Origin of the sequence: Variovorax sp. AB1(2024) (assembly GCF_037482385.2) — a bacterium.
Lineage (GTDB): Bacteria > Pseudomonadota > Gammaproteobacteria > Burkholderiales > Burkholderiaceae_C > Variovorax.
The window spans coordinates 4,734,511-4,759,399 of record NZ_JBBHKP020000001.1 but is presented as its reverse complement, the minus strand read 5'-3'; the positions used below and the strand labels follow the sequence as shown (position 1 = coordinate 4,759,399).

Genomic DNA, 24,889 nt, shown 5'->3' with positions numbered 1-24,889 from the left:
TCAGGCCATGCGCTGCGAGAGGAAATCCAGGAACGAGGTGATGCGCGCCGACAGCTGCGTGTTGCGGTAGTACACCGCGTTCACCGGCTGGCGCACGTCCACCGTGTCCTTGGCCAGCAGCTGGACCAGCGCGCCGCTGGCCCGGTCGGCGCCTGTCATGAAGTCCGACAGGCAGACGATGCCCACGCCGGCCAGTGCGAGCTGGCGCAGCGTTTCGCCGCTCGATGCCATCAGCGTCGGCGCGATGGTCCACTCGTCGCCGTGCGGACCTCGCAGCGGCCAGCGGTTGAGCGACTCCGGCTGTGTGAAGCCGAGCAGTGCATGCCCGGCCAGCTCGTCCACCTTGCGCGGCTTGCCGCTGGCCTCGAGATACGCGGGGCTGGCGAGCACGCGCAGCCGGTGGGTGCCCAGCGGGCGCGCATGCAGCGTGGAGTCGCGCAGCGGGCCGATGCGGATCGCGATGTCGGTGCGGCGCTCCAGCAGGTCGATGGGCAGGTCGTCGGTGTCCAGCTCCAGGCTGATCTGCGGATAGAGCCGCCGGAATTCAGGCACCAGCGGCACGATGGCATGCAGCATGAAGGGCGAGGCTGCGTTCACCCGCAGACGCCCGGCGGGCTGCTGGCGGCGCGCGGCCATCTGCTCTTCGGCATCGTCGATCGCATCGAGGATGGCGCGCGTGCGCTGCAGGAAGGCCGCGCCTTCCTCGGTGAGTTCGAGCCGCCGCGTGGTGCGGCGCAGCAGCGTGGTGTCGAGCTTCTGCTCGAGCCGGCTCAATGCGCGGCTGATGCCGGAGACCGTTTGCGCCAACTGCTCCGACGCGGCGGTGATCGAGCCCGTGTCCACCACCGCGCGGAACGCAACCAGTTCTTCGATGGTGGTTTTCATGGGGGCGCTTCAGGCGGCGGATTCGGTCTCGGCGGAGGCCGCCGGCACGTCGATGCGCGGCATCAACGCGGCGAGCGCTTCGCCGTCGGTGCGGTAGCTGAACAGCATGGGGCCCGGGGCCAGCAGGCCGGCGCGTTCCAGCACCTGCATCGCGGGCAGCTTGAGGCCGCTCAGGTGCAGGCGGATGCCCTTGGATTCCATCATCCGGCGGATCGAGCCGAACACTTCGGCGCCGGTGATGTCGATGCGGTTGATCGGCTGCGCGAACAGGCACACGTCGGTGAGTCCGGGCCGTTCGGCCAGCGCCACGGTGAGCGCGCGTTCGAGCGTGGAGGCCGAGGCGAAGTCGAGCTCGGCGTCCATGCGCAGCGCATAGAGCTGCGGCGCCAGCGGCGGCAGCTTCCAGAGATTGCGGTCGCGCAGGCTGCCGTCGGGGTGCAGGCCCACTTCGATGATGCGCGGATGCAGGTGGCGGTACATGTAGTGCGCCAGCGCCGCCAGCAGCCCGCCGAGCACGCCCCAGTAGATGCTGGGCGCGGTCGCGATGGTCAGCACGAAGGTGCCGAAGGCAATGCCCGCCTCGATGCGCGAGATGCGCCACAGCGCGGTGAAGCTCGCCGGCTTCACCAGCCCCAGGATGGCCGTGACCACCACCGCCGCCAGCACTGCCTGCGGCACGTGATAGAGCAGCGGCATCAGCCACAGCAGCGCGCCCGCCACCACCATCACGCTGAACAGCGTCGCCCAGCCGGTCTGCGCGCCCGCATAGAGCGTGATGGCCGAGCGCGAGAACGACGAGCTGGTCGGGAACGCGCCCGAGAAGCCCGAGGCCAGCTTGGCCAGGCCCTGGCCGATCAGGTCCTGGTTTTCGTTCCAGAGCGTGCCGGCGCGTGCGTTGTCGACCTTGGCGCTCGATGCGGTTTCCAGAAAGCTCACCAGCGTGATCATCAGCGCCGGCAGCACCAGCGCGCCGAGCGTGCCCATCGGCAGCAGGCCGGGCCAGTAGAAGGACGGCAGGCCCGAAGGCAGGCTGCCGACCACCGCGCCGCCGCGCAGCGCGTAGTTGATCACCCAGCTGATCGCGGCCGCGCCGGCCACCAGCGCCATCGTGGTCGGAAAGCGCGGCAGCAGCCGCTTGCCGAGCCACAGCACCGCGATGCTGCCGAGCCCGAAGGCGATGGCCACCAGGTCGGGCAACGGGCCGCCGCGCAGCACCTGCGGAATGGTGCGGCCGGTGAAGCCCAGCAGCGCGGGCAGCTGCGAGATGGCGATCAGCACCGCCGCCCCCTGCGTGAAACCGATCAGCACCGGCGAATTGACCAGCCGCAGCAGCCAGCCGAAGCGCCCCGCGCCCAGCACGATCTGGATGGCCCCGGACATCAGCGTGAGCCACACCGCCATCGCCACCCACTCGGCGCTGCCCGCCACCGCCAGCGGCGCGAGCGAGGCACCGACCAGCAGGCTGGTGAGCGCCGTGGGGCCGACCGACAGCCGCTGGGACGAGCTGAACATCACCGCGATCAGCGCCGGGAACAGCGCGGCATACACGCCCGTCACCAGCGGCATGCCGGCCAGCGCGGCATACGCCACGCCCTGCGGAATGACCATCAGCGCGACGGTGATGCCGGCCATCGCCTCGTTGCGCAGCAGCGCGGCGGAGGGACGGGGCCAGGCAAGGCAGGGGACCCAGCGGGAGAGGCGCTGGCGCAGGGAGGGGGAGGTGGTGGCCGGATTCATGGATGACGGATGGCGCCCGCAACGGTGCTTGATGCCGCGCGGGCGCGGAGAGCTTACGCGGCTGCGCGAAGCATGGGGAGCTGAGGCGTGCCTAGATCAGCGACGTCGCGTTCTTGAGAACGTAGTCGCAGGCCTTGGTCTTGAGCTTGGACGACAGGATCTTGAAGTTCAGCGTCTGCCCGTCGCCGCCCTTGAGCAGGCCCTTGGCGCCGTTGGCGAAGCCGGTTTCCTGGGGCTTCTGGCCGGTGATCTTGGCGAGCAGCTTGTCTTTCACCGAGGCCGCGTCGCCGCCCAGATAGTTGTTCTTGACGCAGTACTGCAGCACCCCTGCCGCGTTGCCGATGGTGCTGGAGCCGATGGCGGGCATCTTGAAGCCGAGGTTGCTGCCCAGGCCGCCGAGCGAGGAACCGCCGGTGCCTCCCTGGGTGTTGGCGCTGGCGGCCTCGCCGGCTTTTTCCTTCAGCTGGTCGAGCAGGTTGTTGGCTTGCGCCGAGGCACCTGCCGCGAGCAGTGCCAGGGCGATGAGGGTGGAGCGGGCGTGCATGGTGTCCTCCTGTCGGTCAGCGTGATGGAAAGCGGCCATCAGCATACCGGAGACTTTCAGGGGCACAGCCCCTGGCACGCGCCTGGCCTACTTCGTGCGGGGCGGGCGCTTTTCCAGCAAAGGCGCACTCGTGCCCTGCACGCCGACCAGCCCCAGCACCGTCACCAGCGAGTTCTGCGCGCCTTTCCAGCCGTCGGTCACGTCGATCCATTCGCTCAGCGCGTGGAAGCCGCCCGTCTTGCCGCCGCCGCCGATGATGATGGCCGGAATGCCCAGCGACATCGGCACGTTCGCGTCGGTGCTCGCGCCGGTCAGCAGCGTCTTGTGGCCGAAGGCCGCGTTCGAGCGCGTGGCGGCCTCGACGATCACCGTGTCCGACTGCGTGCGGCCGCCCGGGCGGTCGCCGATGAGCTTGGTGCTCACGCTCAGCGTGTTGACGTTCCAGCGCTTGTTTTCCTCCACCACGGCCTCGTCGATGGCCGCGAGGATCTTCTTCTCGGTCTCCAGCAGCGGCGCCATTTCGTCGGAGCGGATGTCGACCGCCATGCGCGCGTCGGGTGCGATGGTGTTGACCGAGGTGCCGCCGCCGACCGTGCCCACGGTGAACGTCGTCTTGGGGAAGGTGGGCGTGCGCACGTCGGCGATCTTGGCAATGGCGCGGCCCATGCCGTGGATGGCGCTCGGCACCTGGCCGAACGCACCGAAACTGTGGCCGCCCGGGCCCTTGAAGGTCACTTCGTAGCGATGGCTGCCGGTGCCGAGCATCAGCACCGTGCCTTCGGGCGCGGGCTCGAGGCCGACCATGCCGTCGATGTCGAGGTTGTCGCGGAAGATGGCTTTCATGCCGCGCAGGTTGCCCAGTTCTTCCTCGCCCACGTTGCCGACGAACAGCAGGTCGCCCACGGTCTGGATCTTGTTGTCGTTCAGCACCTTGAGCCACGACAGCAGCACCGACAGGCCGCGCGTGTCGTCGGAGATGCCGGGCGCGTAGAGCTTGCCGTCGCGCTCCTTCACCTTCACGTCGGTGCCGGCGGGGAACACGGTGTCGAGGTGGGCCGAGATCAGCAGCTTGGGCCCGTTGCCCGTGCCCTTGCGCAGGCCGACCACGTTGCCTTCGGCGTCGATCTTCGCGTCGTCGAGGCCCAGGGCCTTCATGCGCGCCAGGAAGGCTTCGGCGCGCTTCTGTTCCTTGAACGGGGGCGCCTCGATCTCGGTGAGCATCTTCAGGTCCTCCACCGAGCGCGCATGGTCGGCCTTCACCGCGTCGAGCAGCTTCTGGATCTGCGGCGACGCCATCAGCTGCGTGTAGGCCTTGTCAACCTCGGGGCGCACCTGCGCGGGCGTGGCGGCGACCGAGCCGGTCTGGGCATGCGCGAAGCCGGCGGCGGCGGACGCCAGGGCAAGGACGAGCGGGGCGAGGCGAAGAGACGCGGGGCGAGGCATGGTGCGGGAATGTCCTTGAAAGAAAAACCGGTGAAAAGAGAGGCGCCGCCGACGCGGCGTCGTCAGCGATTCTTGCGGCTGTGCCAAGCGCGTGCTCTGGTTTAATCTTCCGCGTTGTCAGTTTTTCTAACGAAAGCCTCATGCGCCGCCATATTCCCAGCACCCGCGCGCTGCTGATCTTCGACGCGGTGGCGCGCCATCACGGCGTGGGCAAGGCCGCCGAGGAGCTCTGCCTGACCCACAGCGCGGTGAGCCAGCAACTGCGGCTGCTGGAGTCGCAGATCGGCGTGCGGCTGGTGCAGCGCACCGCGCGCGGCACCGAGCTGACCGAGCCGGGTCGGCGCTACCACGGCCAGATTTCCGGCGACCTGCTGCGGCTGCAGAACCACACGCTGGAGGCGATGGCGCAGCGCGCCGACGGCCTGCGCCTGCTGGTGGGCGCGGTGCCGGTGCTGGCCGAGGGCTGGCTCACGCCGAGGCTGCCGGAATTCATCGCGCAGCACCCGGGCTGCAGCCTGCATCTGCAGGTGTTTCCGACGCATCTCTACATGGAGGACCTGCCCTTCGACGTCGGCGTGCAGTACGACGACGCGGTGTGGCCCGGCGCCAATGCGCTGCCGCTGATGGGCGAGCCGTGCGTGGTGGTGTGCTCGCCGAAGGCGAAAGGCCGGGCGGCGATGGCGCGCGGCGACTTCCGTGCCGCGCCGCTGCTGCATCTGCGCACGCGCATGGGCGCCTGGGAGGAGTGGTTCGGCCAGTCGGCGAACGCGCGTGCCCCCGACAACCTGGTGGCGGGGCACCGCTTCGACCTGTTCTCGTCGCTGGTCGCGGCGGTGCGCGCCGACCTGGGCGTGGGGCTGGTGCCGGAGTACTTCATCGAACGCGAACTGCGCTCGGGCGAACTGGTGCTGGCCTGCCCGGAACGGGTGCCGTCGAGCCGTGGCTACAGCGTGTTCGTGGCGCCGAGCCGCGCCGACGATGCGCTGGTCGGCGCTTTCGTCGAATGGCTCCTCGCGGCGGCGTCGATACAATGAGAACAGTTCTTATTTGTATAGAGGGCCTTCGCCCCTTCGAATCCGCGTGCCGCCTTCCTCCGCAGCGTCCATTGCCCAGTCCGCCTCGCACCAGCAGGTCGAGACGCTGTACGCCAACCACCACGGCTGGCTGCAGGGCTGGCTGCGCAAGAAACTGGGCAACGCCTTCGACGCGGCGGACCTGGCGCAGGACACCTTCCTGCGCGTGATGCGCGCGCCGGGGCTGGACCGCGTTGAAGAGCCGCGCGCCTATCTCACCACCGTCGCGCGCAACCTGCTCATCAACCATGTGCGCCGCCGCGCCATCGAGCAGGCTTATCTCGATGCGCTGGCGCTCCTGCCCGAGCCCATGGCGCCCGCGCCCGAAGTGCGGCTCATGGTGCTGGAGACGCTGGTCCAGATCGACCGGCGCCTGCTTGGCCTGCCCGTGCAGGCCAAGCAGGCCTTCCTGCTGGCGCAGCTCGAGGGCCTGGGCCAGGCGGAGATCGCCGCGGAACTTGGCATTTCGGTGTCGACCGTGAAGCGGCACCTGGCGAAGGCGGCGATGCGTTGCTTTTTCTCGGAGTAGGCCGGATGGCTTTCTCCGGAACCGACGGCGCGCCCGTCTCGCAGGCGGTTGCGCAACAGGCCGTGCAATGGTGGGTCGAGCTGCGCGAGAGCGACATCAGCGCCGCGCGGCTGACCCTGTGGCGGCGCTGGCGCGAGGCCGACGCGGCGCACGAGGCAGCGTGGCAGCGCATCGAGACCGTCGGCGGCCGGTTCGCGGACATTCCCACGCCGCTGGCCAGGGCCGTGCTGAGCACCCCGCCGGACTCGCTGCGCCGACGCCGCAGCATGCAACTGCTGACCGTGCTCGTGGTCGCCGGCGGCAGCGCGCTGGCCGTGCGCCAGGCCACGCCGTGGCGTGCATGGACGGCCGACCACGTCTCGGGCGTCGGCGATCGGCAAACGGTGCAACTGCCAGACGGCGGCAGCGTGGTGCTCAACACCGACAGCGCCGTCAATGTCCGCTTCGACGCGGATCGCCGCGTGCTGCAGTTGGTGCGCGGAGAAATCCGTGTGCAGACCGCGCAGGACGCGCTGCGCCGTCCGTTCTTCGTCGAGACCGAGGCGGGCGCCGTGCGCGCCATCGGCACGCGCTTCACGGTGCGTGAACGGGGCAGCGAAGGTGGAGTCGACGTGGGCGTGCAGCAAGGCGCGGTAGAGCTGCGCCCCGCCGACGCGCCCGCCGCGTCGCGCATCCTCCAGGCCGGCGAGGCCGGGAGTTTCACGCGCACGCGGGCCATGTACGCCGGCGCGCTCGACAGCAATGCAGGTGCCTGGGCCGACGACGGCATGCTCGTGGTCTCGCGCATGCGCCTGGACGGCTTCCTGGCCGAAGTCGGCCGCTACCGGAAAGGGCGGCTGGGGTGCGACCCGGCTGTTGCCGGCCTGCAGGTGTCGGGCGCCTACCCGCTGGACGACACCGACCGCATCCTCGCGGCGCTGACTTCCTCGCTGCCTGTCGAGGTGCACACGTACACGCGGTACTGGGTCACGGTGCACGCCAGAAAAAATAAATGAGCTAGTTCGGCGGGGGTGCTTGTCAACGAAGGGAAGGGCGCGGATGCGTCACCTCTTTTTCTTTTCTCGTCACTCACCTTTCCATCGAAGGCACTTTCATGCTTGAGCATTCCGGCCGGCCGACTTTCGCGCCGAACTCCTCCCGTTCGAACTCCCGTGGCAAGGCGCGCCTGCACGTGCTGGCCCTGGCCTCGCGGACCTTGTGTTTCGCCGCGGTGGCCGGCATGGTCGCGGCAGGCCTTGCGGCGCCGCGCACTTCGCTCGCACAGCAGGCAGGCTCGCGCAGCCAGGACGTGCGTCGCTTCGACATTCCCGCAGGCCCGCTCGAGGGCGTTCTCAACCGTCTGGGGCGCGACGCCGGCGTGCTCATCACCTTCGGCTCCCAAGTCACCGAGGGGCTGAGCAGCCGTGGCGTGAGCGGCAGCCACACGGTGGCCGAGGCGCTGTCCCGGGCGCTCGAAGGCACGGGGCTCGGTGCCGTCCCCGCGGCCAGCGGCGGTTATGCGCTGCGGGCCCTGCCGGGAGGCGCGCCCTCCGCTTCCGCCGAGGGCGCGGCAGCCACCATGGCCACCGTGACCGTCACGGCGGACGCCGTGCGCGATGCAAGAACCGACGGTACCGGAAGCTACGCGGCCGGCCCGTCGTCCATGTCCACCGGCCTCGGCCTCTCCTTGCGCGACACGCCCCAAAGCGTGACCGTTGTGACGCGCCAGCAGATGGACGACGGGGGCGTCGTGAGCGTCTCCGACGTGATGAGCCAGAGCCCCGGCATCACCGTGCAGAGCTATGACAGCGACCGCTGGAGCTTCAGCGCCCGCGGCTTCGCGGTCACCAATTTCCAGTACGACGGCGTCGCCAAGGATTACGACGGCGTGTACGACTGGGGCGCCACCAACGGCGACCTGACGATCTACGACCGTGTCGAGATCCTCAAGGGCGCGACCGGCCTGATGAGCGGCACGGGCGACCCGTCGGCCACCGTCAACTTCATCCGCAAGCGTCCCACCGACCGTTTTGCCGGATCGGTAGCCGGCACGGTGGGCTCTTGGCACAACGGGCGCGGGGAGGTCGATCTGTCGGGGCCGCTCAACGCAAGCGGCACCGTGCGCGGCCGCTTCGTCGGCGCCTACCAGGACCGCGAGTCGTTCCTCGATTGCTATCGCCAGAAGAAAAGCGTGGCGTACGGCGTGATCGAAGCCGATCTTTCGCGCGACACCCTGCTCAGGCTGGGCGCCGACTATCAGGACACCGACCCCCGCGGCTCGACCTGGACCGGTTTCCCCATCTTCTACAGCGACGGCAGCCGCACCGATTTCAGCCGCTCGTTCAACCCCGCGACCGACTGGAGCCGGCGCCAGATGCGAACGCGCAATGTGTTCGCCACGCTGGAACAGCGGCTGAACGACGACTGGCGCTTCAAGCTCAACGTGAGCAATCAGGAAAGCAAGCACCGCTCGTTGCTCGGCTCGGCCAGCGGCGGCAACCCCGATCCGGTGACCGGCGATGGCATGTATCTGTTCTCGGGCGACTTCCGCGGCGACCGCACGCAGAACACCGTGAGTGCCAGCCTTAACGGCTCCTACAGCCTGCTGGGACGCAAGCACGAGGCGATGTTCGGCGCGTCCTGGTCGGACAGCAAGACGCACGGGCCGTGGTCCGAATCGCTCTATCCCATGCTGACGGGCAGCATCTTCAACTGGAACGGCGCGTTCGAGCAGCCGGCCTACCCGCCTATTGCCTCGTACTCGGAGCGCCGCCGGCAGAGCGGCGTGTACGGCGCCACCCGGCTGCGGCCGACCGATGCGCTGTCGGTGATCGTGGGGGCTCGCGTCAGCCGCGTCGTCGGCGGCGACGCCCGGGTCTTCAGCGACGGCGTCACGCCGGCGCTGGCCAGCAACTACCGGGAGAGCGGCGTGGTCACGCCGTATGCCGGCGTGGTCTACGACCTGAACGACACCTACTCGGTGTACGGCAGCTACACCAGCATCTTCTCGCCGCAGTCGCTGCTGGACGCCAACCGCCAGTTCCTGCCGGCCGTCGAGGGACGCGGCATCGAGGCGGGCATCAAGGCGGAGTACCTCGAGGGGCGCCTCAATGCAAGCCTGGCCGCGTTCCAGATCCGGCAGGACAACGTGGCGGAATACGTCGATTTCGTCGACGGCGCTTCGGTGTACCGCGCCGTGAAGGGCGTGACCAACAAGGGCATCGAGGCCGAGTTGTCGGGGCAGATCGCCACCGGCTGGAACCTGCAGGCGGGCTATGCCTACAACCATGTGCGTGACGCCAAGGGCCAGCGTGTCTACGGCGCGACGCTGATGGCCAGCCAGCCCGAACATGTGGTGCGTCTGTCGACCAGCTATAGGCTGCCCGGCGCATGGAACGCGCTCACGGTCGGCGGCGGCGTCAGCTGGCAGAGCGCCTTCTATGGCAAGGTGTGGAACCCGGCGGCGCAGGAGTACGCCGAGATCCGGCAGAAGGGCTATGCGCTGGTGAGCCTGATGGCGCGCTACCAGGTGAACAAGGCGCTGTCCGCCACGCTCAACATCCACAACCTGCTCGACAAGAAGTACTACGCGGGCATGGGCCTGTTCGAGACGGGCTTCTACGGCGAACCGCGCAACGTGACGTTGACGCTTCGCTACCAGTTCTGAGCCAGGAAGCCTAGGAAGCGTCCGGTCGGCGGAACAGCAGCACTGAGTTCGTGCCGCCGAAGGCGAAGGAATTGCTGACGGCGGCCTCGAGCGAAGGCGCCGCCGTGTCGCCCGGCTGCACCAGGTTCAGGCTGCACGCCGGGTCGATTTCCGCGCAGTGCGCATTGGGCGGCAGCTGCCGCTCGTGCACTGCGAGCACGGTGATGAGCGCTTCGAGCGCGCCCGCCGCGCCCAGCAGGTGGCCGTGCAGCGCCTTGGTCGAACTCACGCGCAGCGCGCCGAGGTCGTCGCCCCACACGTCGGCCAGTGCATTGCGCTCGACCACGTCGCCGATGCGCGTGGCCGTGCCGTGCGCGTTGCAATAGCCCACGTCGCGCGGCTGCAGGCCGGCTTGCCGCAGCGCGGCGCGCAGTGCGCGGGCCTGGCCGGGGGCGTCGGGCTTGGTGAGGTGGGTGGCGTCGCTGCTCAGGCCCCAGCCGGCCAGCGTGGCGTAGCTGCGGGCGCCACGGGCGCGGGCGCGCTCGGCGGATTCCAGGATCAGGAAGGCCGCGCCTTCGCCCAGCACGAAGCCGCTGCGGTCGGCCGCGAAGGGCCGCACCGCGCCGGCTGCTTCGCCGGGCTGGAAGGTGGCGAGCGTCTGCATCGCCTGCCAGGCCAGAACCACGCCCGGCACGATCAGCGCTTCGCTGCCGCCGGCAATCGCGATGTCGACCTCGCCGCGTTGCACCGCCTTGGCCGCTTCGGCAATGGCGGCCGACGACGAGGCGCAGGCGACCGAATAAGTGAGCACCGGGCCCTGAACGCCCTGGCGCATGGCCACGTGGGCGGCGGGTGCGTTGGGCATGAAGGCAGGAATGGTGAGCGGCGACACGCGGCCATTGCCGCGATAGGCGGCTTCCAGCGCCGCGGCGCCGCCCATGCCGCAACCGGCGAAGACGCCGATGCGTTCGGGGTCGGCATCGCCCGCCGCGATGCCCGCGTCGCGCATCGCCATGTCGGCCGCTGCCACGGCCAGCTGGCTCACGCGGTCGACGCCCGCGAGCTGCAGCTTGGTGAACCAGCGCGTCTCGTCGAATGCGACGGTGGCCGCGGCGGCCGGCTTGGGGAGTTCGGGGTAAACGGGCTGGATGGCCGAGCGGCCTTGCAGCAAGGCCTGGAACAGTGCGCCGGGCGAGTCGCCGTGCGGCGCCACGACGCCCAGTCCGGTGACGGCGACCTCGTGGTTCACGCTGCCTTTGCCGCGCGGACCTTGTCGACCAGCGCCGCGAGTTCGGCCAGGGTGTCGATGTTCGCGTCCTCGTCGGGCATGGTGATGCCGAAGTGGTCTTCGATGGCGAACAGGAATTCGGCGAGTGCCAGCGAATCGAGTCCGCCGGTTTCCCGCATCGAGGCGTGTGGGTCGAGCTTCGACGGCTCGATGCCGTACTTCTCGTGGATCAGGTCCTGCAATTCCTTCAGCGAACTCATCGTGCGATGCCTGTCGTCATGTGCTGCCGCTGATCGATTGCCACCCCTGCAGGGCATGCCATTGGATCGATCCCTTCCTCATTCCGGCTGTTGTGGTCAATGATGGCCAATGATATCCGCTCCCGCGTGAGGGGCATCCCCTCGCAAACGCTTCCCCGGGCGCCAGTACAGCGAGGGCAGGGCGAACACCACGCCCAGCAGGGCACCCGCCGCCGCGTCGAGCACCACGTGCTGCTTGACGGCCAGCGTCGAGTAGGCGATGGCGGCGAACCACGCCCAGTTCAGCACGCGCCACGGCGCCGGCGTGCGGGTTTCGCGCAGCACGTGCTCGATGCGGATGGCGGTGAAGATGGCCACCGCCACGTGCATGGAGGGACAGGCGTTGCCCGCCGCGTCCACGCCCTGCAGCATCGCAAAGCCGGGAAAGCCGGACACGTCGATGGACAGCGGTGGAATCTGCGTCGGCCAGAAATAGAACAGCCCCAGCCCGGTGATGCACAGCCCGCCGATCCACAGCCCGTACACCACCAGCTCGCGGAAGGTGAGCTGCAGCCCCGGCGCGATGCCGACGTAGAACCAGAGCGACAGATAGGCGCCCAATGCATAGGGCTGGAACGGAATGAGGTGGTCCAGCGGCGTCAGCGGCATCACCGTGATCGGGAACGACGGATTGCGCAGCAGGTGGAAGTAGCCGATGAAGAACAGCCACGTGAAGACCGTGGTGCCGACCGCCTTCAGCAGGAAATGGCGGCGCATGCGCAGCCAGATGTCGGCGGTCCATGTGGGCGCCGGGGCTTCGGGCGCCAGCTGCAGGGGGATCGGTGAGTGCATGGTGTCGGTCGCCGATCTTGCCAGAGCGGCATGACCCGCCGCGCGATGCCCCGCCGGTTCAGCTTGCCGCGGCGCGCTTGCGGTGCTGGAACGAGGTCGGCGAGCGGCCGGTCGCCGCCTTGAACATGGCGCAGAAGGCGCTGTCGGTGGCGTAGCCGCTGGCCGCCGCCACCTGGCTCACGGCCATGCCGCGCGCCAGCAGCGGCAGCGCATGGGCCATCACGGCCTGCTGGCGCCATTGCTGCCAGCTCATGCCGAGCTGGTCGCGAAACAGCCGCGCCACCGTGCGCTCGCTGGCGCCGATGGTGGCGGCGCGCTCGGCCAGCGTGGCGCGGTCGGCCGGGTTGCGCAGCAGCGCCTCGCAGAGCTGCCGCAGGCGCTTGTCGGCGGGCAGCGGCACGTCGATGCGGATCTGCGTGGCGCGCTCGACCTCGTCCACCAGGAGCGGCGCGATCATGCGTTCGCGCTGCGGCGCGTGCGGGTCGGCCGGCGGCAGGCCATCGGGCGTGGTGTCGAGCGCCAGCATCAGTGCGCGCAGCAGCGGGCTGATCTCCAGCACCTCGCATTTCTCCCAGGTGGGAGCGATCCAGGCGTGCAGGTAGACGGTGCGCAGCTCCGCGTCTTCGATCAGCGTGATGCTGTGCGGCATGTTGGCCGGCACCCAGAGCGCGCGGGAGGGCGGCACGATGTAGCTGCCGTCCTGCGTGCTGAGCCGGATCACGCCACGGGTCGAGAAGGTGAGCTGCGGCCACGGGTGCTCGTGCAACTCGACCAGGGTGTCGGCGCTCAGGAAATGTTCCTTGGCGCGCAGCGGGCGCACCGCGTCGGGGGCATAGAGGTGTGGCGTGAGCGGCCCGACGCTGTTGGCCGGCGCGGTCGCGGAAGAAGTCGCGACGGAAGAAGAGGCAGCGGTGGAGGCGGCGCTTGGCATGGTTTCGACAAATGTTGTCGCTGTATCGCCATTCTGCCGCGTCCCCGCCGCATAGGATCGAAGCCCGCCCCGGTTTTTTGTAGCAATCCATGTCCTCTTCATCCTCCGCCGCCGTTCCGGCCACCACCTTGCGCACCGACGCCAAGCTGATCGGGCTGGTCGGCCTGGCCCATGCGGTCAGCCACTTCAGCCAGCTCATCCTGGCGCCGTTGTTTCCCTGGCTGAAGGACGCGTTCAACGTGAGCTATGTGGAGCTGGGCGCGGTGCTCACGGTGTTCTTCGTGGTCTCGTGCATCGTGCAGGCGGCCTCGGGCTTCATCGTCGACAAGCTGGGCCCTCGCCCGGTGTTGTTCGTCGGGCTGGGCGCGCTGGGGCTTGCGGCTTTCGGCTACGCAGCGGCGCAGAGCTACTGGATGCTGCTGGCGTGCGCGGTGGTCGGCGGCATCGGCAACGGCGTGTTCCACCCGGTCGACTACACGCTGTTCAACCGCAAGGTCGCGCCCACGCGGCTGGGCCATGCCTACAGCGTGCACGGCATCACCGGCAGCCTGGGCTGGGCGCTGGCGCCGGCCTTCGTGGTGCCGATTGCCATTGCCTATTCGTGGCGCGTGGCGCTGGCGTCCGCGGGCGCCGTGGCCATCGTGGTGCTTCTGGTGCTGTGGGTCTACCGCAGCGCGCTGTCGCTCGACGCGGCGGCCGTGCACAAGGCCACCGGGCAGGGCGAGCCCGCGCCTGCCGGCGGCGAGTTCGACTTCCTGCGCATTCCCGCGGTGTGGATGTGCTTCGGTTTCTTCTTTTTCTACGCCGCCGTGATCAGCGTGGTGCAGACCTTCGCGCCGGTGGCGGCGGGCCACCTGCATGCGGTGCCGGTGGCGCTGGTGGCGGTGTGCCTCACCGTCTACATGGTGGCCAGCGCGGCCGGCATGGTGGTGGGCGGCTTTCTCGCGTCCGATCCGTCGCGCTGCGAGCGCATCGTGGGCGCTGGCTTCGGCGTGGCCGCCATGCTGGCCTTGGTGCTGGCCTTCGCGGACTTCCCGCCGATCGTGGTGCCGGTGCTCTTCGGCATGATGGGTTTCGTCTCCGGCGTGGCCGGCCCTTCGCGCGACCTGCTGGTGAAGAAGTCGACTCCGCCCAACGCCACCGGCCGCGTCTACGGCGTGGTGTACGCGGGCCTGGACATCGGCCAGGCCGTTGCGCCGCTGGTGTTCGGCCGCCTGATGGACCACGGGCAGTACACGAGCGTCATCGTCGGCCTGGCGGTGGTGCAGGGCGTGCTGATCGCCAGCGCCTTCAATGTGCGCCGGGTGCGCCGCACGGCGCTGGTGCCGGCCTCCGCCTGAGCCCCTGCCGGGTCGTTGAACAGCGGCCGATATCATCGGCCGCATGCAAGCCTTGTATGTGTCAGTGATCGCCGGTGCAGTGCTGGCGGGCTTCGTGCAGGGCCTGTCCGGCTTTGCGTTCGGCATGGTGGCCATGTCAGTGTGGGCCTGGACGCTGGAGCCTCAGCTGGCGGCGCTGCTTGCGCTGTTCGGGGCGCTCACCGGGCAGGTGATCGCTGCCGTCACGGTGCGCCGCGCCTTCGACAAGAGCCTGCTGTGGCCCTTCGTGCTTGGCGGACTCGTGGGCGTGCCTTTCGGTGTGTGGCTGCTGCCGCACCTGGACCTCGTGGTCTTCAAGCTGTGCATTGGCGTGCTGCTTGTGCTGTGGTGCCCGGCCATGCTGATGTCGCAGCACCTGCCGAAGATCGCCTTCGGCGGCCGCGTGGCGGACGGAGTTGCCGGCGCCATCGGCGGCGCCATGGCCGGCATCGGCGGTTTCTCGGGAACCATTCCCACGCTCTGGTGCACGCTGCGCGGCTTCCAGCGCGATACGCAGCGTGCGGTGATTCAGAACTTCAACCTGTCTATGCTGATGGTGGCGTTTGCTGTTCACCTTGCGAGTGGCAGCATTGCGCGTTCTACGATTCCACTGCTCGGTGTGGTGGCGCTTGCGGTTGCGTTGCCTGTGTTGCTGGGGGCTCGGCTTTATGTGGGGATCAGTGAGGCTGCGTTTCGGAAGTTGGTGTTGGGGTTGTTGACGGCTTCCGGGGTGGCTATGTTGGCTTCTGCTGTGCCTGCTTTGTTGGGTCGGGGCTGAGGGTTGTTTTTGCTTTTTGGTGGGTTTTTTTCCGGGGCCGGGTCTCGCCCCGGCGGGCGACTCACTTTCTTTTGCTTCGCCAAAAGAAAGTAAGCAAAGAAAAGGCGACCCCGCTGTCTGCGACCCCTTCGCTGCGCTACGGGGCAACCTGCGGTGCTCGCGTTTCGCGGGGTCTCGCCCAAACTCGCTTCGCTCAAACAAGGGCGAGCCCTGATCCGCGAAACGCTGCGCTCCTCGGCGCAGCCAGAGGGGAGGGGAAACTGGCCGGGCCTTTGCTGCGCTCGGCCACCGATGCTGCAGCAGGCGCTGCGCGCCTGCTGCAGCCCCGCGCCGAGCGCAGCGATGGCGCGTCCGGTTTCCAAATCCCTTCTGGCTGCGCCGAGGAGCGCAGACGCAGGCGGGATCAGGGCCGCAGCTGCTTGAGCGAAGCGAGTTCTGCGGACCCCCGCCGGAGTCGAGCACCGCAGGTTGCCCGCAGCGAAGCGGAGGGACGCAGACAGCAGGGTCGCCTTTCTTTTGCCTACGTTTCTTTGGCGAAGCAAAGAAAAGTAGGTCGGCCGCCGGGCCGAGACCCGGCCCCGGAACACAAAAAGAAAAGCAACTACCGAGGCAACGCCAAGGCAAACGGCAAGCTGAGCACCCCCAACAGCGTAGACAGCGTCACTAACCCCGCCACATAAGCCCCGTTGTATCCCATCCGCGCAGCCAGCACATAAGCACTCGAAGCAGTCGGCACCGCGGAAAAAGCCATCAGCACCGAAGCCTGCATCGCATCGAGCCGCAACGCCAGAGCCAGCCCCCATGCGACCAGCGGCAGGACGAGGTGCCGTATGCCCAGTATCGACACCGCCAGCACCTTGCCCGTGCCCAGCGTCGAGAACTTCATGCCCGCACCCGCGGCCAGCAGCCCCAATGCGAGCGATGCGGCGCCGATGCGCGTGAGCGTGGGCGTGGCCCAGCCCGGCACGGTGATCCCCAGCACATTGGCCAGCAGCCCCGCGACTGTCGCGACGATCAGCGGGTTGCGCACCAGCTGCTGCAAGAAGCCGGTCTGCGCATGGCGCGTCATTGGCCACACGGCCGCGATGTTGAAGATGGGCACGCACACGCCGATCAGCACGGCAATGAGCAGCAGGCCTTCGGACCCGGCCAGCCGCTCTGCCAGCGCGAGGCAGATGAACGAATTGAAGCGGAACGCGACCTGGGCGCTGGCTGCGTGGTCACGGCGGTCGATATGCGAGCCGATGCCGGGCATGAAGGGCAGGGCGTAGGCCAAGCCGATGCCGACCGCACCGATGCACAGGCCCGCTGTCAGCAGGTTCGACGTGGCGCCGAAGTCCAGCGGGCTGCGCACGATCGAGTGGAACAGCAGCACAGGAAAAAGAAAGTAGTAGACAAGGCTCTCGACCTGGTCCCACACGCGGCGGTCGAGGGCGGTGTAGCGGCACAGGAGCCAGCCGATGGCGATGAGCGAAAAGTCGGGGAAGAGCAGCTGCGCGTAGTTCACCGCTTCGAGGATAAACCGGACGGACCATGGGTAATCCACAGCACGGGTGCGGGCCGTGAGCCGCTAGCATCCGGGCTTTCGTTTTTTCGACATCAAAGTCAAGTCAAGGAGTTTTCGATGCAACGTCGTCAATGGAGCGCTCTGGTGGGCGCCGCCGCACTGGTCGCGGTAGCGGGCCCGAGCTTCGCGCAGGGATACCCCAGCAAGCCCGTCGAGCTGAGCGTGCCCTTCGCACCGGGCGGCACGACCGACATCGTGGCGCGCGTGATCTCCGACCCGCTGGGCAAGGTGCTGGGCCAGCCGGTGGTGGTGATCAACCGTGCCGGTGGCGGCGGCATCGTGGGTGCGGCCGAGACGGCACGCGCCACGCCCGACGGCTACAAGCTCGGCATCGCCACGGTGTCGAGCACGGCGGCCAATCCGGCCATCAACCCGAAGACGCCGTACGACCCGATCAACGACTTCACGCCGATCATCAACATCGCGGCCACGCCGAACATCATCGCCGTCAACCCGAGCTTCCCGGCCAAGAACTACGCCGAGTTCGTGGCCGAGCTGAAGAAGAACCCCGGCAAGTATTCGTATGCCTCGTCGGGCACGGGCGGCATCGGCCACCTGCTGATGGAGCTGTACAAGAGCCTGACCAACACCTTCGTCACGCACATTCCGTACCGTGGCGCGGGCCCGGCGCTGAACGACGTGGTGGCCGGCCAGGTGCCGATCATGTTCGACAACATTCCCTCGGCCATGCCCTTCATCACCAGCGGCCGGCTGATCCCGATCGTGGTGTCCGCGCCCCAGCGCCTGGCCGCGCTGCCCAACGTGCCGACCTTCAAGGAAGTGGGCCTGGAGCCGGTGAACCGCATGGCCTACTACGGCATCCTCGGCCCCAAGGGCCTGCCGAAGGAAGTGGTCGAGAAGATCAGCGCCGGCGTGAAGAAGTCGGTGGAAGAGCCCGCGGTGCGCAAGCGCATCGAGGACACGGGCTCGCTGATCGTGGCCAATACGCCCGAGCAGTTCGCCGCGCAGATCAAGGCCGAGTACGAGGTCTACAAGGACGTCGTGAAGAAGCAGAACCTGAAGCTCGACTGAGCCCGGTTTTTTCTTTCTTTAGACGCAAGCCGCCCGCGCCCCGGGCGGCTTTTTCTTTTTTGCTATCTTGCAACGCATGACCGAGGCCGCCGCCGCACCCACTCCCGATATCGACGACTTCATCGACGCCCTCTGGCTCGAGGACGGCTTGTCGAAGAACACGCTCGCCGCCTACCGCCGCGACCTCGCGCTGTTCGCGCAGTGGCTCGGCAAGCAGCAAGGCGGCGCCACGCTCGCCACCGCGCGGGAGACCGACCTGCAGGCCTACATGGGCGCGCGGCTCACCAACAAGGGCAAGGCAACGTCGGCCAACCGCCGGCTCACGGTGTTCAAGCGCTACTACCGCTGGGCGCTGCGCGAGCGGCGCATCACGGCCGACCCGAGCATCCGTCTCATGCCCGCGCGCCAGATGCCGCGCGCCATCAAGACGCTGTCGGAGAAGCAGGTCGACGACCTGCTGGCCGCGCCCGATGTCGAATCGCCCCTGGGCCTGCGCGACCGCGCGATGCTGGAGCTCATGTATGCGAGCGGCCTGCGCGTGAGCGAACTGGTGGCGCTCAAGGCCATCGACATGAGCCTGAACGACGGCGTGCTGCGCGTGCTGGGCAAGGGAAGCAAGGAGCGGCTGGTGCCCTTCGGCGGCGAGGCGCGGCGCTGGATCGAACGCTACCTGGAGGAATCGCGCCCCGCGATCCTCGACGGCCAGCAGACGCCCGACCTGTTCGTCACGGCGCGCAGGGCGGGCATGACGCGCGTGATGTTCTGGATCATCGTGAAGAAGCATGCGACCGCTGCTGGCATTCACGTGCCGCTGTCGCCGCACACGCTGCGCCACGCATTTGCCACGCACCTGCTGAACCACGGGGTCGACCTGCGCGCGGTGCAGCTGCTGCTGGGGCATGCGGACATCTCGACCACCACCATCTACACGCATGTGGCGCGCGAGCGCCTGAAGCAGCTTCATGCGAAGCACCACCCGCGCGGCTGAGCCTGTGCAGCCCTGGCGCATCGGCTGCGCCGGATGGAGCCTGCCGCGCGCGCTGTGGCCGGTGTTTCCGCCCGAGGGCTCGCACCTGGAGCGCTATGCGCAGCGCTTCGACGCGGTCGAGATCGACACCTCGTTCTACCGGCCGCACCGGCGCGAGACCTACGAACGCTGGGCCGCGAGCACGCCCGAAGGATTCCGCTTCGCGGTCAAGCTGCCGAAGGCGGTGACGCACGAACGCCGGCTGGTCGATGCGATGCCGGCGTTCGAAGAATTTGCCGCGCAGGTCGGAGGGCTCGGGAACAAGCTCGGTGCGCTGGTCGTGCAGTTGCCGCCGAGCCTGGCGTTCGATGCCGGCGTGGTGCGCGGTTTTTTCAGCGCGCTTAGGCGCAGGCACCCGGGCGCGGTGGTGCTGGAGCCCCGTCATCGCAGCTGGTTCACGCCGCAGGCCGAGGGGCTGCTGTCTATTTTCGAAGTGGCCCGTGTGCTCGCGGACCCGGTGCTGTTCGACGAAGCCGCGGCCCCCGGCGGCTGGCCGGGCCTTGTCTATCTGCGGTTGCACGGCTCGCCGCGGCGCTACTGGTCGGCCTACGGCGACGACCTGCTTGCGCGGCTCGCGCAGCGGCTGCAGCTCGCGAAAGAAGAAGGCGCGCAGTGCTGGTGCGTGTTCGACAACACGGCCGGCGGCGAGGCGACAGGCAACGCGCTGGCGCTGCAGCGGCTGCTGGAGAATCAACGATCAACAAGAGGAGACGGAACATGAAATTCACAACACTCTGCGCCGGCCTGGGCCTTGGCTTTGCAATGGCCGCGGCCACCGGCCTTGCCGCCGCCCAAGGCTTCCCGGGCGCCAGGCCCATTCGCCTGATCGTCGGCTATCCGCCCGGCGGTGGCATCGACTTTGCGGCGCGCACGGTGCAAGTGCCGCTGCAGGAGGCGCTCAAGCAGCAACTGGTGGTCGACTACAAGCCCGGCGCCAGTGGCATGATCGCGGCCACCGAACTCACGCGTCAGCTCGCCGACGGCTATACGCTGCTGCTGGCCAACACCGGGCCCTTCGCCATCGCGCCCTACCTGCAGAGCAAGCCGCCGTACGACCCGATCAGACAGTTCACCTACATCGGGCAGATCAGCCAGGGCAGCTACATCGCGGTGACGCGGCCCGACCATCCGGCGAAGAACCTCAAGGAGTTCGTGGCGTGGGCCAAGGGGCAGCCGGGCAAGGTCAACTTTGCCTCGGGCGGCAACGGCACCTCGACACACCTGAACGGCGAGCTGATGAACCAGGTGACGGGGCTCGACATGACGCACGTGCCCTACAAGGGCAGCGCGCCGGCCGTGCAGGACCTGATCGGCGGGCAGACGCAGATCCTCATCGACGCGGGCAGCGTGCTGCTGCCGCAGGTGAAGGGCGGCAAGCTCAAGGCGTTGGCAGTGACCGGCCCGGTGCGAGACCCGCAGCTGCCCGACGTGCCGACCGTGAAGGAACTGGGGCTGGCGGGCATGGAGTCGGTCGGCTTCCAGGGGCTGGTGGGGCCGGCGAACATGCCCAAGGACGTGGTCGATCGGCTCTCGGGCGAGTTGGCCAAGGCGCTGGCGCAGCCCGAGATCAAGGCCAAGTTCGCGACGGCGGGGGCCGAGGTGCATTCGCTGGGCCCGGTCGAGTTCGCGGCCTTCGTGAAGGCGGACAATGAGAAGTGGTCCAGGCTGATCAAGGAGCGCAAGCTGCAGCTGGACTGACGCAATCACGCAGACGACCCGATCCACAGACACCATGAATTTCCTCGCTTCCTCGAAGCCATCGCGCCGCACGGCGACCCGACTCCTCGCCGCCGCCGCGCTGTGCGCCGCTTCTGGCGCCTACGCGCAGGCCGTGCCCAAGACCGTGCGGCTCATCGTCGCCTACCCGGCGGGCGGCGTCAGCGACGTGGTCGCGCGGGCGCTGGGCGACCGGCTCGCGGCGCAGATGGGCATCACGGTGATCGTGGACAACCGTGCCGGCGCAAGCGGCGCCATCGGCATGGACGCGGTGGCCAAGGCCGCGCCCGACGGCGCGACGCTGGGCTTCTCGGCCATCAGTCCGCTGGTGCTGAGCCCGCACCTGGGCAAGCTGCCCTTCGATCCGCTCAAGGACGTGGCGCCCGTGGCCAGCGTGATGTATTCGCCGGTGCTGCTGATCGCCACGCCGGCGAGCAAGGCCAAGGACTTCAAGGCGCTCATCGACGACGCCAAGGCGCACCCGGGCGCGGTGCGCTGGGCCACTTCCGGCCCGGCGTCGCTGGGCCACATCGTGCTGGAGCAACTGCATGCGGCGGCGGGCGTGGACATCACGCACGTACCGTACAAGGGCGGCGGTCAGCAGCTCAACGATGCGATCGGCGGGCAGTTCGAGATTCTGTCGACCAACGCGAGCCCGACGCTGTCGTCGCACATCCAGTCGGGCAAGCTGCGCCCGCTGGCCGTGGGAGCGCCGGCCCGGCTCGACAGCCTGCCCCAGGTGCCCACGCTGGGCGAGTTGGGCTACAAGGCGGCCAACATCAACTCGCTGTTCGGCGTGTTCGCGCCGGCCGCCACGCCGGCTGCGCTGGTCGCGCGGTACAACGCCGAGATCAACAAGGCGCTGGCCAGCCCCGAGCTGCGCGCCAAGCTCACGGCCACCGACAACGTGCCGACCGGCGGCACGTCTGCAGCCTTTGCGAAGGAAATCGCCAGCGAGTTCGAAAGCAACGGCCGCATCATCAAGGCGGCGAACATCAAGGCCGACTGAGCCGCCTCGCACCACCTGACGCCTGGAAGACACCTGCGCTTGTGGTTCGATTCTCCCTACCTTATAGTAGGTAGATGACCAGCGCCACAGCAGCCGTTCCCGCCCTTGCCACCGGCAGCACCCGCGAGCAGATCCTCGCGGTGGCGCGCGGCTTCATCGAAACCCGTTCCTACCTGGGCTTCAGCTTCCAGGACGTGGCCGATGCGGTCGGCGTGCGCAAGGCCAGCCTCTATCACCACTTTCCCAGCAAGGAAGCACTGGGCATCGCGGTGATCCGCTCCGCCACCCAGGGCTTCAAGGACTGGGATGCCGCCCGCGAGCGTGAGCCCAAAGACGCGCTCGAATCGTATTTCCGCATGTACCGCAACACGCTGAATGCCGGCTCCGGCATCTGCCCGGCAGGCGCGCTTGCGCCGGGCTGGGACGTCATCAACGACGAACTGCGCGAGGCGGTGCGCGAACTGCGCAGCACCCAGGTGACGTGGCTCACGGGCGTGCTGGGTGCGCTGATGCCGGAACGCAAGAAGGGCGTTTCGGTCGCTTCGCTGGCGGCTTTCGTGTTTTCTTCCTGCCAGGGTGCGCTGCTGTCGGCGCGCATGACAGGGCGCGTGGACGAGTTCGACGAAGCCATCGCGCAACTCAGGAGTTCATTGCCCGGCTGAGCGCCGGGCCTGACGCAGGCGCGCCTCGGCGTGCCTATTTTTTGACCTCGTAGCCTACCGATTGGATGGTAGGTTTCATCTGTTGGAGCCATTCATGAAAGCCGTCATTTCCGCCTATGCCCGTTCTCCCTTTCACTTCGCGAAGAAAGGCGCGCTGGCCGAGGTGCGCCCCGACACGCTGGCCGCCGACGTGGTGAAGGGCCTGCTGCAGCGCACCGACCTCGATCCCGCGCTGCTCGAAGACATCATCCTGGGCTGCGCCTACCCGGAGGCCTCGCAGGGCAACAACCTCGCGCGCATCGTCGGTCTGCTGGCCGGCCTGCCGCACGAGGTGGGCGGCATGACGGTGAACCGCTTCTGCGGCTCGTCGATGCAGGCGGTGCACATTGCCGCCGCGCAGATCGAGGCGGGCATGGGCGACGCGTTCCTGTGCGTGGGCGTGGAATCGATGACGGCGGTCCCGCAGGGCGGCTTCAACTTCTCGCCCAGCCCGGAACTGCTGGCCGACACCGACGCCTACATCTCCATGGGCGAAACCGCCGAGAACGCGGCGCAGCGCTGGAACGTGAGCCGCGCCGACCAGGAGGCCTTCGCGGTGGAGTCGCACCGCAAGGCCGCCGCCGCACGCGCGGAGGGCCGGCTGGCGGGCGAGATCGTGCCGGTGCGGCTGGCCTCGGGCGACATCGTCGATGCCGACGGCTGCATCCGCCCCAGCACTTCCGCCGAGGCGCTGGCGAACCTCAAGCCCGCATTCCGCCCCGACGGCGTGGTGACGGCCGGCACCTCGTCTCCGCTGACCGACGGCGCGGCGGTGGTGCTCGTCACCAGCGATGCGTTTGCCGCCAGGCATGGCCTGCAGGCGCTGGCACGCATCCGCTCGTTCGCGACCGTGGGCGTCGATCCCGCCGTCATGGGCATCGGCCCGATCCCCGCGACGCGCAAGGCGCTGGCCCGCGCCGGCCTGAGCGCCGCCGACCTGGACGTGATCGAGATCAACGAAGCCTTCTCGTCGCAGGCGCTGGCCTGCATCCGCGACCTGGGCCTCGACCCCGCGAAGATCAACCTCGACGGTGGCGGCCTCTCCATCGGCCATCCGCTGGGCGCGACCGGCGCACGCATCACCGGCAAGGCCGCGTCGCTGCTGGTGCGCGAGAAGGGGCGCTATGCGCTGGCCACGCAATGCATCGGCGGCGGGCAGGGCATCGCGACGATCCTCGAGCGCGCTTGAACGGTCCGAGAATGCGGCCACGAACCCCAAGGAGAACCGATGACGGCAACCCCTGAAACCGGCGCCAGGCCCAAGCTGTACCTCGAAGACCTGTCCGTCGGCGACCGCTTCCGCAGCACCGAACACGCGCTGGACGTGGCGCAGATCCAGGCCTTCGCGCGGCAGTTCGACCCGCAGCCCTTCCACACCGACGAAGAGGCCGCGAAGAAGACTTTCTTCGGCGGGCTGGCCGCGAGCGGCTGGCACACCGCGGCGCTCACCATGAAGCTGCTGGTCGAAAGCGGCATCCCGCTGGCCGACGGCATCATCGGTTCAGGCGGCGAGCTGCAATGGCCCAAGCCCACGCGGCCCGGCGACGTGCTGCATGTGGTGAGCGAGGTGGTCGATATCGTGCCCTCGCGCTCCAAGCCCGGCCGCGCGATGGTCACCATGCGCTGCCAGACGCTCAACCAGCGCGGCGATGTGCTTCAGCACTTCACGCCCAGGCTGGTGGTGCACGCCAGGCCGGCGGCGGCCTGAGTCGGGGTTTCAAAACACCCGCAGGCCCAGTTCCTCGACCAGCGAGGCGACCTGCCGGTGCGAGATCGCCTCGGTCATTCGGGGCGGGAGTCGGCCAGGGCGCGCAGTTCTTCGGGGCTGAAGCCGGCCCGGCTGCGCGCCTCGAGATTGAAGGGCGGCTTGTGGCGCGGCGCGTCGTAGCGCGCGACCAAGGCCGGATAGGTGGCCTCGGGGTCGATGCCGGCGCGCTCGCACAGCCAGCGGTACCAGTGGTTGCCGATGGCCACATGGCCCACTTCGTCGCGCAGGATGATGTCCAGGATCTCGACCGCCCGCAGCGCATCGGGCGTGTTCACCCGCTTGAGCTTGGCCTGGATCAGCGGCGTGGCGTCCAGCCCGCGCGCCTCCAGCGTGCGCGGCACGAGCGCCATGCGGCCGAGCACATCGTCCTTGGTCTTCTCGCACATGTTCCAGAGGCCGTCATGGCCCGGAAAGTCGCCGTAGCGCCAGCCCATGTCCTGCAGGTGCGTGTGCAGCAGCGTGAAGTGCAGCGCTTCTTCGTCGGCCACGCGCAGCCAGTCGCGGTAGTAGGCCTCGGGCATGCCGTCGTAGCGCCACACGGCGTCGAGTGCGAGGTTGATGGCATTGAACTCGATGTGGCAGATCGAATGGATCAGCGCGGCCCGGCCATCGGGCGTGAACGGCGAGCGCTTCTGCACCGCGGTGGCGGCCACGCGCACGGGCTTTTCCGGGCGGCCGGGCACGCCGGTGTCGTCGCCGGGTGTGCGGATCGGGTCGGTTGCTATGGAATCGGTAGCGCCGTGCAGAGAAATGGCGCGCGTTGCAGCCACCTTCTGTTCGGGATCGGAGAGGCGCAGCGCGGCCAGCGCGCTCAATCGGGGGTGCATCCCTACAATTCTAGTTTTGC

Annotated in this window: 24 protein-coding genes; 14 read left to right on the top strand and 10 right to left on the bottom strand. The window is 68.6% G+C overall.

The window, feature by feature from the left end:
• The 4 genes from WIX39_RS22155 to WIX39_RS22140 form a co-directional block, all read right to left on the bottom strand.
• Positions 1-885 carry a LysR substrate-binding domain-containing protein gene (locus WIX39_RS22155; protein WP_106933904.1) on the bottom strand — a complete coding sequence of 295 codons (885 nt, stop codon included), beginning with the start codon at positions 883-885 and terminating at the stop codon, positions 1-3.
• A 9-nt stretch (positions 886-894) separates the two neighbouring features.
• Positions 895-2,622 (bottom strand): SulP family inorganic anion transporter, encoded by a 1,728-nt coding sequence (locus WIX39_RS22150; protein WP_106933905.1) that lies wholly within the window; start codon positions 2,620-2,622, stop codon positions 895-897.
• 91 nt (positions 2,623-2,713) lie between these two features.
• A complete protein-coding gene (locus tag WIX39_RS22145; protein ID WP_234382463.1) occupies positions 2,714-3,166 on the bottom strand; it encodes a DUF2501 domain-containing protein in 453 nt (150 codons plus the stop codon).
• A gap of 87 nt (positions 3,167-3,253) precedes the next feature.
• A complete protein-coding gene (locus WIX39_RS22140) occupies positions 3,254-4,609 on the bottom strand; it encodes a M20/M25/M40 family metallo-hydrolase (RefSeq protein WP_081270443.1) in 1,356 nt (451 codons plus the stop codon).
• Between the two features lie 140 nt (positions 4,610-4,749).
• Here WIX39_RS22140 and WIX39_RS22135 point away from each other — a divergent pair, with 140 nt between their 5' ends.
• The 4 genes from WIX39_RS22135 (at position 4,750) to WIX39_RS22120 (ending at position 9,857) form a co-directional block, all read left to right on the top strand.
• On the top strand, positions 4,750-5,643 hold the full coding sequence (locus WIX39_RS22135) for a LysR substrate-binding domain-containing protein (RefSeq protein ID WP_285414547.1): 894 nt from the start codon (positions 4,750-4,752) through the stop codon (positions 5,641-5,643).
• 46 nt (positions 5,644-5,689) lie between these two features.
• On the top strand, positions 5,690-6,211 hold the full coding sequence (locus WIX39_RS22130) for a sigma-70 family RNA polymerase sigma factor (RefSeq protein WP_409195847.1): 522 nt from the start codon (positions 5,690-5,692) through the stop codon (positions 6,209-6,211).
• A gap of 5 nt (positions 6,212-6,216) precedes the next feature.
• A complete protein-coding gene (locus WIX39_RS22125) occupies positions 6,217-7,206 on the top strand; it encodes a FecR domain-containing protein (RefSeq protein WP_409195846.1) in 990 nt (329 codons plus the stop codon).
• A 98-nt stretch (positions 7,207-7,304) separates the two neighbouring features.
• Positions 7,305-9,857, top strand: a complete 2,553-nt coding sequence (locus WIX39_RS22120) for a TonB-dependent siderophore receptor (RefSeq protein ID WP_409195845.1) — start codon at positions 7,305-7,307, stop codon at positions 9,855-9,857.
• A gap of 10 nt (positions 9,858-9,867) precedes the next feature.
• Here WIX39_RS22120 and WIX39_RS22115 read toward each other — a convergent pair whose 3' ends face one another.
• The 4 genes from WIX39_RS22115 to WIX39_RS22100 all read right to left on the bottom strand — a co-directional run bounded on the left by WIX39_RS22115 (position 9,868) and on the right by WIX39_RS22100 (position 13,086).
• Entirely contained in the window at positions 9,868-11,085 is a 1,218-nt protein-coding gene (locus WIX39_RS22115) for a beta-ketoacyl-[acyl-carrier-protein] synthase family protein (RefSeq protein ID WP_409195844.1), read from the bottom strand.
• Positions 11,082-11,324: an acyl carrier protein gene (locus WIX39_RS22110; RefSeq protein ID WP_081270439.1), complete on the bottom strand. Its 243-nt coding sequence runs from the start codon at positions 11,322-11,324 to the stop codon at positions 11,082-11,084. Before WIX39_RS22110 ends, WIX39_RS22115 begins: the two co-directional genes overlap by 4 nt.
• Before the next feature lie 96 nt (positions 11,325-11,420).
• Positions 11,421-12,155, bottom strand: a complete 735-nt coding sequence (locus WIX39_RS22105; RefSeq protein WP_285414553.1) for a phosphatase PAP2 family protein — start codon at positions 12,153-12,155, stop codon at positions 11,421-11,423.
• Between the two features lie 58 nt (positions 12,156-12,213).
• Positions 12,214-13,086, bottom strand: a complete 873-nt coding sequence (locus WIX39_RS22100; protein WP_409195843.1) for an AraC family transcriptional regulator — start codon at positions 13,084-13,086, stop codon at positions 12,214-12,216.
• 89 nt (positions 13,087-13,175) lie between these two features.
• Here WIX39_RS22100 and WIX39_RS22095 point away from each other — a divergent pair, with 89 nt between their 5' ends.
• Entirely contained in the window at positions 13,176-14,426 is a 1,251-nt protein-coding gene (locus tag WIX39_RS22095) for an MFS transporter (RefSeq protein ID WP_081270436.1), read from the top strand.
• A gap of 43 nt (positions 14,427-14,469) precedes the next feature.
• Positions 14,470-15,222, top strand: a complete 753-nt coding sequence (locus WIX39_RS22090; protein ID WP_106933915.1) for a sulfite exporter TauE/SafE family protein — start codon at positions 14,470-14,472, stop codon at positions 15,220-15,222.
• A 601-nt stretch (positions 15,223-15,823) separates the two neighbouring features.
• Here the strand turns inward: WIX39_RS22090 and WIX39_RS22085 are convergent.
• Entirely contained in the window at positions 15,824-16,729 is a 906-nt protein-coding gene (locus WIX39_RS22085) for an AEC family transporter (protein WP_081267237.1), read from the bottom strand.
• Positions 16,730-16,846: 117 nt separating this feature from the next.
• On the opposite strand from WIX39_RS22085, the gene WIX39_RS22080 reads away from it, so the two are divergent.
• From WIX39_RS22080 to WIX39_RS22045, 8 genes are all read left to right on the top strand, one after another.
• Positions 16,847-17,821, top strand: coding sequence for a tripartite tricarboxylate transporter substrate binding protein BugE (locus WIX39_RS22080; RefSeq protein WP_106933916.1), 975 nt, complete (start codon positions 16,847-16,849; stop codon positions 17,819-17,821).
• A gap of 76 nt (positions 17,822-17,897) precedes the next feature.
• Entirely contained in the window at positions 17,898-18,809 is a 912-nt protein-coding gene (xerD, locus tag WIX39_RS22075) for a site-specific tyrosine recombinase XerD (RefSeq protein ID WP_409195842.1), read from the top strand.
• Positions 18,784-19,569, top strand: a complete 786-nt coding sequence (locus WIX39_RS22070; protein ID WP_106933917.1) for a DUF72 domain-containing protein — start codon at positions 18,784-18,786, stop codon at positions 19,567-19,569. The genes xerD and WIX39_RS22070 overlap by 26 nt, the downstream gene beginning before the upstream one ends.
• A complete protein-coding gene (locus tag WIX39_RS22065) occupies positions 19,566-20,546 on the top strand; it encodes a Bug family tripartite tricarboxylate transporter substrate binding protein (RefSeq protein WP_409195841.1) in 981 nt (326 codons plus the stop codon). Before WIX39_RS22070 ends, WIX39_RS22065 begins: the two co-directional genes overlap by 4 nt.
• Before the next feature lie 34 nt (positions 20,547-20,580).
• Positions 20,581-21,573, top strand: a complete 993-nt coding sequence (locus tag WIX39_RS22060) for a Bug family tripartite tricarboxylate transporter substrate binding protein (RefSeq protein ID WP_106933919.1) — start codon at positions 20,581-20,583, stop codon at positions 21,571-21,573.
• 74 nt (positions 21,574-21,647) lie between these two features.
• On the top strand, positions 21,648-22,235 hold the full coding sequence (locus WIX39_RS22055; protein WP_106933920.1) for a TetR/AcrR family transcriptional regulator: 588 nt from the start codon (positions 21,648-21,650) through the stop codon (positions 22,233-22,235).
• 94 nt (positions 22,236-22,329) lie between these two features.
• Positions 22,330-23,463 (top strand): thiolase family protein, encoded by a 1,134-nt coding sequence (locus tag WIX39_RS22050; protein WP_106933921.1) that lies wholly within the window; start codon positions 22,330-22,332, stop codon positions 23,461-23,463.
• 39 nt (positions 23,464-23,502) lie between these two features.
• Positions 23,503-23,982: a MaoC family dehydratase gene (locus WIX39_RS22045; RefSeq protein ID WP_106933922.1), complete on the top strand. Its 480-nt coding sequence runs from the start codon at positions 23,503-23,505 to the stop codon at positions 23,980-23,982.
• 74 nt (positions 23,983-24,056) lie between these two features.
• Here the strand turns inward: WIX39_RS22045 and WIX39_RS22040 are convergent, their stop codons facing one another.
• On the bottom strand, positions 24,057-24,869 hold the full coding sequence (locus WIX39_RS22040) for a ferritin-like domain-containing protein (protein ID WP_081267228.1): 813 nt from the start codon (positions 24,867-24,869) through the stop codon (positions 24,057-24,059).
• Positions 24,870-24,889 lie beyond the last annotated feature (20 nt).